12 protein-coding genes are annotated in these 13,540 nt (G+C 63.8%); 9 read left to right on the forward strand and 3 right to left on the reverse strand.

Annotated features, from left to right (window positions below; all coding sequences use genetic code 11):
• Nucleotides 1-7 precede the first annotated feature (7 nt).
• From MAFF_RS13020 to MAFF_RS13060, 9 genes are all read left to right on the forward strand, one after another.
• On the forward strand, nucleotides 8-1,261 hold the full coding sequence (locus MAFF_RS13020) for an ABC transporter substrate-binding protein (RefSeq protein ID WP_044548311.1): 1,254 nt from the start codon (nucleotides 8-10) through the stop codon (nucleotides 1,259-1,261).
• A 153-nt stretch (nucleotides 1,262-1,414) separates the two neighbouring features.
• Nucleotides 1,415-2,365: a carbohydrate ABC transporter permease gene (locus tag MAFF_RS13025; RefSeq protein ID WP_032933746.1), complete on the forward strand. Its 951-nt coding sequence runs from the start codon at nucleotides 1,415-1,417 to the stop codon at nucleotides 2,363-2,365.
• The gene (locus tag MAFF_RS13030) at nucleotides 2,362-3,306 is read left to right on the forward strand and encodes a carbohydrate ABC transporter permease (RefSeq protein ID WP_010911382.1); all 945 of its coding nucleotides are present in this window, start codon (nucleotides 2,362-2,364) and stop codon (nucleotides 3,304-3,306) included. Before MAFF_RS13025 ends, MAFF_RS13030 begins: the two co-directional genes overlap by 4 nt.
• Before the next feature lie 20 nt (nucleotides 3,307-3,326).
• Nucleotides 3,327-4,442, forward strand: a complete 1,116-nt coding sequence (locus MAFF_RS13035; protein ID WP_010911383.1) for an ABC transporter ATP-binding protein — start codon at nucleotides 3,327-3,329, stop codon at nucleotides 4,440-4,442.
• Nucleotides 4,443-4,447: 5 nt separating this feature from the next.
• Complete coding sequence (locus MAFF_RS13040; protein WP_010911384.1) at nucleotides 4,448-5,947, forward strand: FAD-dependent oxidoreductase; 1,500 nt, start codon at nucleotides 4,448-4,450, stop codon at nucleotides 5,945-5,947.
• The gene (locus MAFF_RS13045) at nucleotides 5,944-6,705 is read left to right on the forward strand and encodes a 3-ketoacyl-ACP reductase (RefSeq protein WP_010911385.1); all 762 of its coding nucleotides are present in this window, start codon (nucleotides 5,944-5,946) and stop codon (nucleotides 6,703-6,705) included. The genes MAFF_RS13040 and MAFF_RS13045 overlap by 4 nt, the downstream gene beginning before the upstream one ends.
• 11 nt (nucleotides 6,706-6,716) lie before the next feature.
• Complete coding sequence (locus MAFF_RS13050; protein ID WP_010911386.1) at nucleotides 6,717-8,345, forward strand: GMC family oxidoreductase; 1,629 nt, start codon at nucleotides 6,717-6,719, stop codon at nucleotides 8,343-8,345.
• A 12-nt stretch (nucleotides 8,346-8,357) separates the two neighbouring features.
• Nucleotides 8,358-8,675 (forward strand): Dabb family protein, encoded by a 318-nt coding sequence (locus MAFF_RS13055; RefSeq protein WP_010911387.1) that lies wholly within the window; start codon nucleotides 8,358-8,360, stop codon nucleotides 8,673-8,675.
• Between the two features lie 90 nt (nucleotides 8,676-8,765).
• The gene (locus MAFF_RS13060; RefSeq protein ID WP_044548312.1) at nucleotides 8,766-9,983 is read left to right on the forward strand and encodes an MFS transporter; all 1,218 of its coding nucleotides are present in this window, start codon (nucleotides 8,766-8,768) and stop codon (nucleotides 9,981-9,983) included.
• Nucleotides 9,984-9,989: 6 nt separating this feature from the next.
• On the opposite strand, the gene MAFF_RS13065 is transcribed toward MAFF_RS13060, so the two are convergent.
• The 3 genes from MAFF_RS13065 to MAFF_RS13075 form a co-directional block, all read right to left on the reverse strand.
• Nucleotides 9,990-10,835: an EamA family transporter gene (locus MAFF_RS13065; protein ID WP_010911389.1), complete on the reverse strand. Its 846-nt coding sequence runs from the start codon at nucleotides 10,833-10,835 to the stop codon at nucleotides 9,990-9,992.
• Nucleotides 10,836-10,842: 7 nt separating this feature from the next.
• Complete coding sequence (locus tag MAFF_RS13070) at nucleotides 10,843-11,751, reverse strand: endonuclease/exonuclease/phosphatase family protein (protein ID WP_010911390.1); 909 nt, start codon at nucleotides 11,749-11,751, stop codon at nucleotides 10,843-10,845.
• A 111-nt stretch (nucleotides 11,752-11,862) separates the two neighbouring features.
• Entirely contained in the window at nucleotides 11,863-13,416 is a 1,554-nt protein-coding gene (locus tag MAFF_RS13075) for a cation:proton antiporter (RefSeq protein ID WP_010911391.1), read from the reverse strand.
• Nucleotides 13,417-13,540: the final 124 nt, after the last annotated feature.

Raw genomic sequence — 13,540 nt, forward strand, 5'->3', positions numbered from 1 at the left:
GAAGTACATGTTGCGCAAACTGCTTATCGGAACGGCTCTCGCGACGAGCTTTGCCTTCTCGGCGCATGCCGCGGACGTCAAGGAAGTGCAGATGCTGCATTGGTGGACGTCGGGCGGTGAAGCGGCCGCCCTCAACGTGCTGAAGGGCGACCTGGCCAAGGAAGGCTTTGCCTGGAAGGACGTGCCGGTGGCCGGCGGCGGCGGCGACGCTGCCATGACCGCGCTGAAGGCGATGGTCGCGGCCGGCAATTACCCGACCGCCTCGCAGATGCTCGGCTACACAGTGCTCGACTATGCGGCGGCCGGCGTCATGGGCGACCTGACCGAGACGGCGAAGAAGGAAGGCTGGGACAAGTCGGTTCCGGCAGCCCTGCAGAAGTTCTCGGTCTATGAAGGCAAGTGGGTCGCGGCTCCGGTCAACGTCCACTCGGTCAACTGGCTGTGGATCAACAAGGCCGTCATGGACAAGATCGGCGGCACCGAGCCGAAGACCTTCGACGACTTCGTCGCCCTGCTCGACAAGGCCAAGGCCGCGGGCGTGATCCCGCTCGCTCTCGGCGGTCAGAACTGGCAGGAAGCCACCATGTTCGACTCGGTCGTGCTGTCGACCGGCGGGCCTGAGTTCTACAAGAAGGCCTTCAACGACCTCGACGACGCTTCGCTCAAGTCTGACACGATGAAGAAGTCGTTCGACAACCTCGCCAAGCTCGTCACCTATGTCGACCCGAACTTCTCGGGCCGCGACTGGAACCTTGCCACCGCCATGGTCATCAAGGGCGATGCCCTGGTGCAGGTCATGGGCGACTGGGCCAAGGGTGAGTTCCACGCCGCCAAGAAGACCCCGGGCACCGACTTCCTGTGCTATCGCTTCCCGGGCACCGACGGCTCCGTGATCTACAACTCCGACATGTTCGGCATGTTCAACGTTCCGGACGACCGCAAGGCCGCCCAGGTCGCACTGGCCACCGCCACCTTGTCGAAGAGCTTCCAGTCGGCCTTCAACGTCGTCAAGGGTTCGGTTCCGGCCCGGACCGACGTTCCGGACACCGACTTCGACGCTTGCGGCAAGAAGGGCATCGCCGACCTGAAGAAAGCCAATGAAGGCGGCACGCTGTTCGGCTCGCTGGCCCAGGGCTATGGCGCCCCGCCGGCTGTCGCCAATGCCTACAAGGATGTCGTCTCGAAGTTCGTCCATGGTCAGATCAAGACTTCGGACGAGGCCGTGACCGAACTGGTCAAGGCGATCGACGACGCCAAGTAAGCGCAACGTTCGAAATCACCTTCCCCGCTTCGGCGGGGAAGGTTTTATCCCAGGATTGGCCGGCTCGACACCATGCCGACTGAAGACCCGTATGCACGGGGCCGCCTTGCCGCCAGCCGGCAGAGCACGGACGACCCGAAACGGGAGGAGCTTATGAGCACGATAGCAACAAGCCAGATCAAGCTGACGCCGGAGCGGTCACGCCCCTCTGTGCGCTCACGCCTGCAGGACGCGCTGCCGAAGATCGTGCTGGCGCCGAGCTTCGCCATCACCATTGTCTTCGTCTACGGCTTCATCCTGTGGACGATCTATCTGTCCTTCACCAATTCCAAGACCTTCCCGTCCTATGTCATCACCGGTCCGCGCGCCTATCAGCGGCTATGGGGCTGGACCTTCGACACCGACCCGCCATCGAGCTGGTACACGTCGATCACCAACATGGGCATTTTCGGCTTTCTCTACATCCTGATTTGCCTGGCGCTCGGCCTGTTCCTGGCCATCCTGCTCGACCAGAAGATCCGCGGCGAAGGCGTGCTGAGGCCGATCTATCTCTACCCGATGGCGCTGTCCTTCATCGTCACCGGCGTCGCCTGGAAATGGTTCCTCGATCCCGGTCTCGGCCTCGAACAGACGCTGCATCAATGGGGCTGGACGAGCTTTCATTTCGACTGGATCAAGAACAAGGATTTCGTCATCTACACCGTGGTCATCGCCGGCGTCTGGCAGGCCTCCGGCTTCATCATGGCGATGTTCCTGGCCGGCCTGCGCGGCATTGACGGCGAGATCATGAAGGCGGCGCAGATCGACGGCGCCACCACCTTCCAACTCTACCGCCGCATTGTCATTCCGCTGTTGCGGCCAATCTTCCTGTCGGCCTTCATCGTGCTCGCCCACCTCGCCATCAAGTCCTATGACCTTGTCGTGGCGCTGACCAGCGGCGGCCCCGGCGGCTCGGCCTGGCTACCGTCCAACTTCATGTATGAGTACACCTTCAAGCGCAACGAGATGGCCGTCGGTTCGGCCAGTGCGGTGATCATGCTGATGACCATCGTCGCCATCATCGTGCCTTATCTCTATTCGGAACTCAGGGAGAAGCCGCGATGACCGCTGTCGCCACCCCTGCCCGCCAGGCCTCCGGCGGCATCAACACCAAGATCGCCAACCGCGTCGTCATCTACGGGCTTTTGGCGCTGTTCGCGCTGTTCTACCTGATGCCGCTCTTCGTCATGCTGGTCACCTCGTTCAAGACCATGGACGAAATCCAGAACGGCAACATGCTGGCGCTGCCCAAGGCGCCGACCTTCGACCCGTGGCTGAAGGCCTGGGGCGAGACCTGCGTCGGCCTCACCTGCGCCGGCATCAAGGGCTATTTCTGGAACTCCATCAAGATGGTGGTTCCGGCCGTGCTGATCTCGACCATGCTCGGCGCGCTCAACGGCTACGTGCTGACCAAATGGCGTTTTCGCGGCGCGACGCTGGTGTTCGGCCTGATGCTGTTCGCCTGCTTCATTCCGTTCCAGTCGGTGCTGCTGCCGATGGCGACGATCCTTGGCAGCGTCGGCCGCTTCGGCGTGGGCTTGCAGAACTCCGTCGGAACCAGCTTCGGCCTCGGTAATTCGACGGTCAATCTGGTCTTCGTCCACGTCGTCTACGGCATCGGCTTCACCACCTTGTTCTTCCGCAACTATTACGAGGCGTTCCCGAACGAACTGATCAAGGCCGCACAGGTCGATGGCGCCTCGTTCTTCCAGATCTTCCGCCGCATCATGCTGCCGAACTCGATGCCGATCTTCGTCGTCACCGTCATCTACCAGTTCACCAACATCTGGAACGACTTCCTGTTCGCCTCGGCCTATGCCGGCACCGGCGACGCCATGCCGATGACGGTGGCGCTCAACAACGTCGTCAACACCTCGACCGGCGTCGTCGAATACAATGTCAATATGGCCGCCGCGATGATCGCGGCCCTGCCCACCCTGATCGTCTATGTCGTCGCCGGCCGCTATTTCGTGCGCGGGCTGATGGCGGGCGCGGTCAAAGGCTGACCAATTCAGAAGGAACGACCATGGCTTTTCTGGAAATTGATGGGCTGAAGAAGCGCTTCGGGAACGTTGAGATCCTGAAGGGCATCGATGTCGAGCTCGAAAAGGGCGGCTTCCTGGTGCTGGTCGGCCCGTCCGGCTGCGGCAAGTCGACCCTGCTCAACACCATCGCCGGCCTGGAGCAGATCACCGAGGGCGAGATCCGCGTCGACGGCCGCGCCATCAACGATCTGCACCCTTCGAAGCGCGACATCGCCATGGTCTTCCAGAGCTATGCGCTGTACCCGAACATGACGGTGGCCGGGAACATCTCCTTCGGCATGGAGATGCGCGGCGTGCCGGCCGATGAGCGCCAGAAGGCGATCGACAAGGTGGCCAAGGTCCTGCAGATCGGCCACCTCCTGCAGCGCAAGCCGAGCCAGCTCTCCGGCGGCCAGCGCCAGCGCGTCGCGATGGGCCGGGCGCTGGTGCGCGACCCTAAACTCTTCCTGTTCGACGAGCCTTTGTCCAACCTCGACGCCAAGCTGCGCGTCGACATGCGCATCGAGATCAAACGCCTGCACGCCACGACCGGCACCACCATCGTCTACGTCACCCACGACCAGATCGAGGCGATGACGCTGGCGACCAAGATCGCCGTCATGCGCGACGGCGAGGTGCAGCAGTTCGGCACCCCGGCCGAGATCTACAAAAACCCCACCAACCTGTTCGTCGCCGACTTCATGGGCTCGCCGGCCATGAACCTGATCCCGGCGACCATCGCCACATCGGGCAATGCGCTGTCCGTCGTGCTGCAGCGCGAGGCGCGCGAGCCGATCACGCTGCCGATGGCCAATGCGCCGGCGGGTCTCTCGGCATTCCAGGGCAAGCCGATCATTTTCGGCGTGCGGCCGGAAGCGCTGACCGATCCGGAGGGCGCCGAACGCAACGCCTCGAACATCGCCACCGCCGACCTGCATATCGAAGTCGTCGAGCCGGCAGGTTCGGACACCTTCGCCGTCACCAATCTCGGCGGCAAGGGCGTGGTGGCGCGGCTGCGCGCCGACGCCAACATCCAGCCTGGCACCAGCACGCCGCTTGCCTTCAACCTGACCAAGGCGGTGTTCTTCGATCCGGCGACCGAGAACCGCATCCGCTGACGGCCATGGCAAATCCGGACATCGTCATCATCGGCTCCGGCATTGGCGGCGCCACGATCGCCTCCGGTCTGGCCGGCAGCGGCGCCTCGATCCTGATGCTGGAGCGCGGCGAGCCCTTGCCGGCAACCCCGCATGCGCGCGACACCCGCTCGATCTTCGTCGACGGCCATTACCGGCCGAAGGAGATGTGGCGCGAGGCCGGCGGGGCTGCCTTCAATCCCGGCAATTACTACTATGTCGGCGGTAACTCGAAATTCTACGGCGCGGTGCTGATCCGCTATCGCAAGGAAGATTTTTCGGCCATGGAGCATTTCGGCGGCGTTTCGCCGGCCTGGCCGTTTTCCTACGACGAGTTCGAGCCCTGGTATTCCAGGGCCGAGCAACTGTTTCGCGTGCGCGGCGCGCTGGGCGAAGATCCGACCGAGCCCTACCACTCGATCCCCTACGCCTTCAAACCGGTGCCCGACGAAGCGCCGATCGCGCGCGCCCGCGCCGAACTCAAAGGCCTCGGCCTGCATCCGGCCTCGCTGCCGCTCGGCGTCGACATCGACACCTGGCTGATGGAAGGCAAGACCGGCTGGGACGCTTTCCCCAACACCGGCCAGGGCAAGATGGACGCCCAGACAGCGCCACTGGCTGCAGCGCTCAGGGATAGCAACATCCGGCTCGATACCGGCTGCCATGTCGAGTATCTCGAGGCGGCACCCGATGGCAAAAAGATCGTCGCGGTCCATTACCGGCAGAACGGTGAGCTGAAGAAAGTGTCGCCAAAACTGGTCATCCTGTCCGCCGGCGCAGTCAATTCCGCCGTCATCCTGCTGCGCTCGCCGTCATCCGATGGCAAAGGGCTCGCCAACCGCTCCGACCAGGTCGGCCGCAATTTCATGAACCACAATTCCAGCGCCATGCTGGCCATCGATCCGCGTCGCAGGAACGATGCCGTCTACCAGAAGACGTTGATGCTGAACGACTATTATCTCTCGGGCGGCAAGGGCGGCAAGCCGCTCGGCAATGTCCAGCTGCTCGGCAAGATCGACGGCAACATGCTCAAGGCCAATGTGAAGACGATGCCGAAATTCGTGCTCGACTTCATGGCCGGCCACGCCGTCGACTGGTACCTGATGTGCGAGGACCTGCCCGATCCGGAAAGCCGCATCATGGTCGACGGCAAGGACATCGTCATGCAGTGGCGACGCTCCAACATGCAGTCGCTGGACGGGCTGACCAAGGTGATGCGCGAAAACTTCCGCGCCTGCGGCTACCCCATCGTGCTGTCACGCCCCTTCGACAAGCGCACGCCATCGCACCAATGCGGCACGGTGAAGATGGGTGACGATCCGGCCACCGCGCCGCTCGATCCGTTCTGCCGGTCGTTCGACCACCGGAACCTGTTCGTTGTCGATGCCAGCTTTTTGCCGAACTCGGCTGCGGTCAACCCTGCCCTGTCGATCGCCGCTCAAGCGCTTCGGGTTGCGGACCATATTCGCAAGGCTGGCTTCCAATGACCCGCCCCGCAGCCATCGTCACCGGCGGCGCACGCGGCATCGGGCTGGCTTGCGCGGAAGCGCTGGCCGATGCCGGCTTCGACATTCTGGTTGCCGACCTTGCCGAACAGGCGCCTGACGGGCTCGACACAGACATCTCGGCTCGCGGTGCGAAACTCGCCTATGTCAGTTGTGACGTCGCCAATCTCGACAGCCACGCCGTGTTGATCGATGCCGCGATGCGCGTCTTCGGCCGCATCGACTGTCTCGTCAACAACGCCGGCGTCGGCGCCGTGGTGCGCGGCGACCTGCTGGAACTGAAGCCGGAAAATTTCGACCGCACGCTGGGCATCAACCTGCGCGGCACGGTCTTCCTCAGCCAGGCCGTCGCCAAGGCGATGCTGGCCACACTGGGCGATCACACAAGATCGATCATCACCGTCACCTCCGTCAGCGCCGAAATGGCCTCGCCGGAGCGCTCCGAATACTGCGTGTCGAAGGCCGGGCTTTCCATGTGGGTGAAGAACCTGGCGCTGCGGCTCGCTCCGGAAAACATCGGCGTGTTCGAGGTGCGGCCAGGCATTATCCGCACCGACATGACCGCAGGCGTCACCGCCAAATATGATGCCTTGATCGAAGGCGGGCTGGTGCCGGCCAAGCGCTGGGGCGAAGCGTCAGACATCGGCGCGATGGTGGCGACGCTTGCCGCCGGCAGGCTCGGCTTTTCGACCGGCTCGATCATCAATGTCGACGGCGCGCTCTCCGTGCCGCGGCTGTAGGTGGAAACGACATGACCGACTACATCATCGTGGGCGCCGGCCCGGCCGGCTGTGTTCTGGCCAACCGGCTGAGCGAGGACCCCGGCAATTCCGTGCTGCTTCTGGAAGCCGGCGGCAAGGACTGGCATCCCTACATCCACATGCCGGCGGGCTTCGCCAAGATGACCAAGGGCATTGCGTCCTGGGGCTGGTCCACCGTGCCGCAGAAAAACATGAAGGACCGCGTCTTCTGGTACACACAGGCCAAGGTGGTCGGCGGCGGCTCCTCCATCAACGCCCAGATCTACACACGCGGCAATGCCCGCGACTATGACGCCTGGGAGAAGGAAGAGGGTCTCGCCGGCTGGGGCTACCGCGACGTGCTGCCCTATTTCAAGCGCGCCGAGAACAACCAGCGTTTCGCCAACGACTTTCATGGCGACCAGGGGCCGCTCGGCGTATCGAACCCGATCTCGCCGCTGCCGATCTGCGAAGCCTATTTCCGCGCCGGCCAGGAGATGGGCATCCCCTTCAACCCGGACTTCAACGGCGCCAACCAAGAAGGCGTCGGCTATTACCAGCTCACCCAGAAGGATGCCCGGCGCTCCTCGGCCTCGGTCGCCTATCTCAAGCCGATCCGTGCGCGCAAGAACCTGACGGTCAGGACCGATGTGCTGGTGACCCGCATCGTCGTCGAGAAGGGCCGCGCTGTCGGCGTTGAAGTCGTCGACCGGCCAGGCGGCGAGAAGAAGATCCTGCACGCCGAGCGCGAGGTGATCGTCTCGTCCGGCGCCATCGGCTCGCCGAAGCTTTTGATGCAATCGGGGATCGGTCCGGCCGACCACCTGAAATCGGTGGGCGTGACGCCGGTGCATGACCTGCCTGGAGTCGGCTCCAACATGCAGGATCATCTCGATCTGTTCGTCATCGCCGAATGCACTGGTGACCACACCTACGACAATTACGCCAAGCTGCACCGCACGGCCTGGGCCGGCCTGCAATATCTGTTGCTGAAGAAAGGGCCCGTGGCCTCCAGCCTGTTCGAGACCGGCGGCTTCTGGTACGCCGACCCGACGGCCGCCTCGCCCGACATCCAGTTCCATCTCGGCCTGGGATCCGGCATCGAGGCCGGCGTCGAGAAACTGAACAACCCCGGCGTCACCTTGAACTCGGCTTTCCTGCGGCCGCGCTCGCGCGGCACGGTGCGGCTGAAGAGCGCCGACCCGGCCAACCATCCGCTTATCGATCCGAACTACTGGTCCGATCCCTATGACCGCGCCATGTCGATCAAGGGGTTGCGGCTGGCGCGCGAAATCATGCGTCAGAAGGCACTTGAGCCCTACGTGCTGCGCGAAGTGCTGCCCGGTCCGTCGCTGGCTAGCGACGACGAACTGTTCGACTATGCCTGCCGCAGCGCAAAGACCGACCACCATCCAGTCGGCACCTGCCGCATGGGCCATGACGAGATGGCCGTCGTGACGCCGGACCTGCGGCTGCGCGGCATCGAAGGCCTGCGCGTCTGCGACGCCTCGGTGATGCCGCGCGTGCCCTCCTCCAACACCAATGCACCGACCATCATGGTCGGCGAAAAGGGTGCCGACCTGATCCTTGGCCGCGAACCGCTGCCGCCGGCGGTGTTTTCCGGCAACCGGGCCGCTTGAAGGGAAAAGAAAATGATCAGGCACTGTGTCTTCGTCAGGTTTCGCGGCGATGTCCCCGAAAGCGAGCGCGCTGCAATCCATGCCGACCTCGAGGCGCTGCGCCAGGTGATCGACGGCATGGACACTGTCCACTTCAGCGCCAATGTCAGCCCCGAGCCCTTCGCGCGCGGCTTCAGCCACGGCTTCACCATCGATTTCCGCGATGCCGCCGCGCGCGACGCCTATCTCGTCCATGAAGCCCATCAACGCGCCGGCGCCCGGCTGGTCGCCGCACTCGAAGGCGGCACGGACGGTTTGATGGTCTTCGATCTCGACCTTACGAAAAAGTGACCGCCGGTTCTTCGAAAGCCGGCTGATCGCTGTTCTCTTTTGCGAGCAGGGCGACATATCGTTCCTTTGGGGGCACCAAAGGAGGACGCCTTGAATCTCACCGCCGGGCAGAAGAAAACCGTTTTGGCCTCATTCCTGGGCTGGACGCTCGACGCTTTTGATTTCTTCCTTCTGACATTCCTGCTCACCGATATTGCCAGTGAATTCCACACTGATGTCCCGGCGGTCTCGAAGGCACTGTTCCTGACCTTGGCGACGCGCTTCATCGGCGCGTTTTTCTTTGGCATGCTCGCCGACAAATACGGGCGCAAGCCCATGCTCATGCTCAACATCGTCAGCTATTCGGTGATCGGCGCGCTCGCCGCCTTCTCGCCCAATCTCGGCATTTTCCTGGCCCTGCGCGCGCTGTTCGGCATTGCCATGGGCGGCGAATGGGGGCTCGGCAGTTCGCTCGCCATGGAGTCCATTCCGCCCAGCGCCCGCGGCATGGTCTCGGGCATCCTGCAATGCGGCTATCCCGCCGGCTACCTCCTGGCGGCGGTGGTCTACGGCCTGCTCTATCAGCAGACGATCGGCGGCTACACGATCGGCTGGCGCGCCATGTTCCTGCTTTCCTTCTTGCCGGCGCTGATCGTGCTCTTCATCCGCTCGCATGTGCCGGAATCGCCGGCCTTCGTCGAGGCACGGAAATCCGTCAAACCGGGGCTTCTGGAAACGCTGCAGAAACACTGGGGCATCGCGCTCTATGCCGTCGTGCTGATGATGTTCTTCAACTTCTTCAGCCATGGCACGCAGGACCTCTACCCGACCTTCCTGAAGAAGCAGCACGGCTTCGATCCGCACACGGTGAGCTGGATCACCATCGTCGCCAATCTCGGCGCCATCGTCGGCGGCCTGACGTTCGGCGCACTGTCCGAGAAGATCGGCCGCGTCAACGCCATCACCCTTGCCTGTCTGATCGCGCTGCCGTCGATCCCGCTCTGGGCCTACAGCACAACGCCCTTCATGCTGGCCATCGGCGCTTTCGTCATGCAGGTCGCGGTCCAGGGCGCCTGGGGCGTCATTCCGGTGCACCTCAACGAACTTTCGCCGGGCTCGGTGCGAGCCACCTTGCCCGGCTTCATCTATCAGGCCGGCAATCTCGCGGCGTCCTATGGCGGCCCGTTTCAGGCGGGAATCGCGGAAGCGCCTGGAGGCAGCTACGGTTACGCGCTGGCGCTTTTCGCCGGCGTCGTCGCCATCTGCATCATCGTCGTCATCCGCTTCAGCCCGGAACGGCGCGGCCAGGTGATGACCGTCCTGGGTTGACGGCTGCTAGCCAAGTCTGAGGGCGATGACACCGGCAACGATGCTGAGCGCGGCGGCGCCGCGCCAGCCCGTCATCTTCTCGCCAAGCGCGTAGACCGAGATCAGCATGGCGAACAGGATCGAGGTTTCGCGCAGCGATGCCACCGAGGCGATCGGCGCCTTGGTCATCGCCCACATCACGATCCAGTAGGCAGCGCCGCTGAGCACGCCGGTGAACAGCCCGGCCTTCCAGTCGCGCGCCAGCACGGGCAGTGACTGCGGTCCGCGGAAGACCACGCACAGCACCAGTGCCCACGTCGCGTCGCAGACGAACAGCCACGCCGCGTAGCTTTGCGCCGTCGCCGCCAGCCGCGCACCGCTGCCGTCGGACAGAGTATAGCTGGCGATAAAGATCGAGGTGCCTAGCGCAAAACCGACCGCACGCAGGTTCAGCCTTTCCAGATGCGCGCCGCCGCGAAACGACATCACCAGCGTGCCGGCCGACAAAAGCAGGATGCCGAGAATGGCAAACGGCGCCGGCACCTCCTGCACCACCACGATGCCACCAAGTGCTGCCAGCAAAGGTGCGGTGCCGCGCGCCAGCGGATAGGTCTGGGCGAAATCGCCGGCCCTGTAGGCGCCGATCAGGAAGGTTCGGTAGCCCATGTGGAAGACCACCGAAGCGAGAATGAATGGCCAGACCTCGGCCTTCGGGAACTCGACGAAAGGCAGCACGAACAGCGCGGCAAACCCCATGCCCAATGTCATCAGCGTGATCGACAGGAAGCGGTCGAGATGCACCTTGACCAGTGCGTTCCAGATCGCGTGCATGGCGGCCGCGGCAAGCACCGCGAAGAACACGAAAAGCGTCATTTCGGGTCTATCGACCTCCCGAGCCAAGCGGCGTTTCGAGATCGATGTCGACCCGGACCGGAAAGTGGTCGGACGCCATTTCGCCTATGTCGGATCTGACCGAGCGGACCCGCCTCGCGAACACCCCGCCGACGAAACAATGGTCGAGCCGGCGCTTTGCCAGCCTGCCGTCGATGATCTTCTCGTGGGTGTGGAAGTCACCAGCCAGCTCGATCGCCACGGCTGCGGCATCGACGAAGCCGTCGAGATAGGCCGCACCCCGATGATAGGGCGTGCGGCCGACGATGCGGCGGTATTCGGCGCTGCCCGGCTCCATGTTGAAATCGCCCATCCAGATTGCCGCCAGCGGATTTTCCGGCTCGATCTCGCCGCTGGTCCAGTTGCGCGAAGGCTCGTCATCGATGCCGCTCCACGGCCCGCCTTCGGACGGCGCACGGCGGTGTTCGGCGAGCAGATAATCGATCTGCTCCAGCCGCTCTTCAGCGGCGATATGGGCGAGATGCAAGGACAGGACCCGCACCGGGCCAGCCGGCGTACGGATCATGCATTCGAGCGCCGCGTTGCGCGTGTTGAGTGGCCTGAGCGTCCGGCGCATCGGCAGTGCATGCAGGCGCGACCAGACAATTGGCAGCTTCGACAAAACCATGGTGCCGAACTGCCGACGCCGATTGATCAGACGACCGTCGCGCCGCTCGCTGGCATCCATGTCGAAGGCCGGGCCGTAGACCCAGTGATACCCGGACAGCAGGCGCGACAGCAGCTCCGGCTGGTCGTCGAAACGGCTGCGCTGCCAGTGCCGCTCGACCTCCTGCAAGGCAATGATGTCGGCGCCGTCGACGATCCGCGCCGCGCGCGAAAGATCGTAGCGGCCGTCGCTGCCGAACCCGTACTGGATGTTGTAGCTGACCAGCTTCATTGCTTACCCGGCTCACCTTCGGTGATGGCAGTAGCGGCTCAGTGGATTGCTTGCAACGAGAACGCAAGCGGCTTGTGCCAGGAGCGTCCCCCTGCCCCGCCGCGCGATCTTCTAATCTGTCGTCAACGGCTGGAATCGTCCCGCTGGCGACGCCGCCAGTTCCGCCCAGTCGATTTCCTCTTCCAACCGGTGGTAGGCCTCGTCGCCGATCGTGCCGTTGCTGCGCAATTCCTCCAGCGTGTCGCGTTGACGGTTGATGGCGTAGAGGCGCAGCCGGTCATATTCGGTTGCCGCCTGTGCGTCTTCCGGGTTTTCCGCAATCACGCGCTGGGCCTCGTACTGCTCGCGCACAACAGCCGCCGCAGCCGATGTCTTGCGGCTCAGCACGTCGAGTGCCGCCTGCATGACGGCAACACGCGCTTGCGCAACCTCATTGTCGATCGTTCTGTCCGGGTCGAAGTCGAGTATCCGCAGCAAAGGCTTCAGCGTCATCCCCTGCAGCACCAGCGTGCCCAGAACCACCGCGAAGGCGGCAAGCACGATCGGGTCACGCCCGGGAAAGCCGGCCGGCAGCGCAATGGCCACCACCAGCGTCACCAGCCCCCGCATGCCGCACCAGCCGACCAGCACGGCCCCGCCAAATGTTGGCAAATCCCGCTTTTTGTCTTCGCTGCCGACGCGGGCAAACCACCGTATGATCGCGACGTAGCTCGCCACCCAGACAAGGCGTGCCACGATGACGACAACCAGCACAGTTGCGGCAAACAGAAAGGCCTCACCTTGTCCTTCGCCGGAAAGCCGGCCGACGATCGACCGTGCCTGCAGGCCCATCAGCACGAAAGCCAGCACGTTGAGAACGAACACCGCCGACTCCCAGACTGAATAGGTGCTCACACGACGTCGCGCCGACATGCGGCGCGGCGCCCTGCGCGCAATCGTGATGGCATAGACGACGATGGTGATGATGGCGGAAAGGCCGAGCTTGTCGGCCAGTATCCACACGCCGAATGTCCCGGCGAACTGCACCACGGTGCTGCTCGCCGCATCCTCGATGCGGGTAAGCGTCAGCAGCGAGAGGCGGCCAAGCAGGTAACCGGCGATCAGGCTGCCGATCGTTGACAGCAGGATCACCGGAATGGCGTTGCTCAGCATGATCGAGCCGAGTGCCGCCGACACCGCCAGCCGGTAGATCAAGAGCGCGGTGGCATCGTTGAGCAGGCTTTCGCCCTGCAGGATGGCGGTGATGCGGTGCGGCACCTTGAATTGCCCGAGCACGGCGGATGCCGCCACCGCATCCGGCGGCGCGACGATGGCGCCGAGCGCGATTGCCGCGGCGATCGGCAGGCCGGCCATCTTCCAGCCGACGAAGGCAACCACGACAGTGGTGAAGACGACGGCGCCAAGCGCCAAAAGCAGCAGCGACAGCCGGTAGCGCTTCAGGTCGCGCAGCGACGTGTCATAGGCGGCATCGAGAAGCACCGGCGCGATGAACAGGGCAAGCGCCAGTTCCGGATCGATCTCGATCATTGGTGCGCCAGGCACGAAGGCGATGCCAACCCCGGCCAAGGCCAGCAGCGACGGATAGGGGACCTCCAGCCGTCGCGACAGCGCCGTCAGCGCGACAGCAGTCAGAAGCAGGACAAGGGTGAGTTCAAAAAGGGCCATGGGTCATCGTAGCGGCGAAGAGCGACGGTTGGCAGTACCCCGGGGCAGGATACTGTTGATTGTCGAAGCCTTGGCCTGGGATATAAAAGCGATCAACTGAGGTCGGCGCTGCCCCTCATTGCCC

It is taken from the genome of Mesorhizobium japonicum MAFF 303099 (assembly GCF_000009625.1).
Classification (GTDB): Bacteria; Pseudomonadota; Alphaproteobacteria; order Rhizobiales; family Rhizobiaceae; genus Mesorhizobium; species Mesorhizobium japonicum.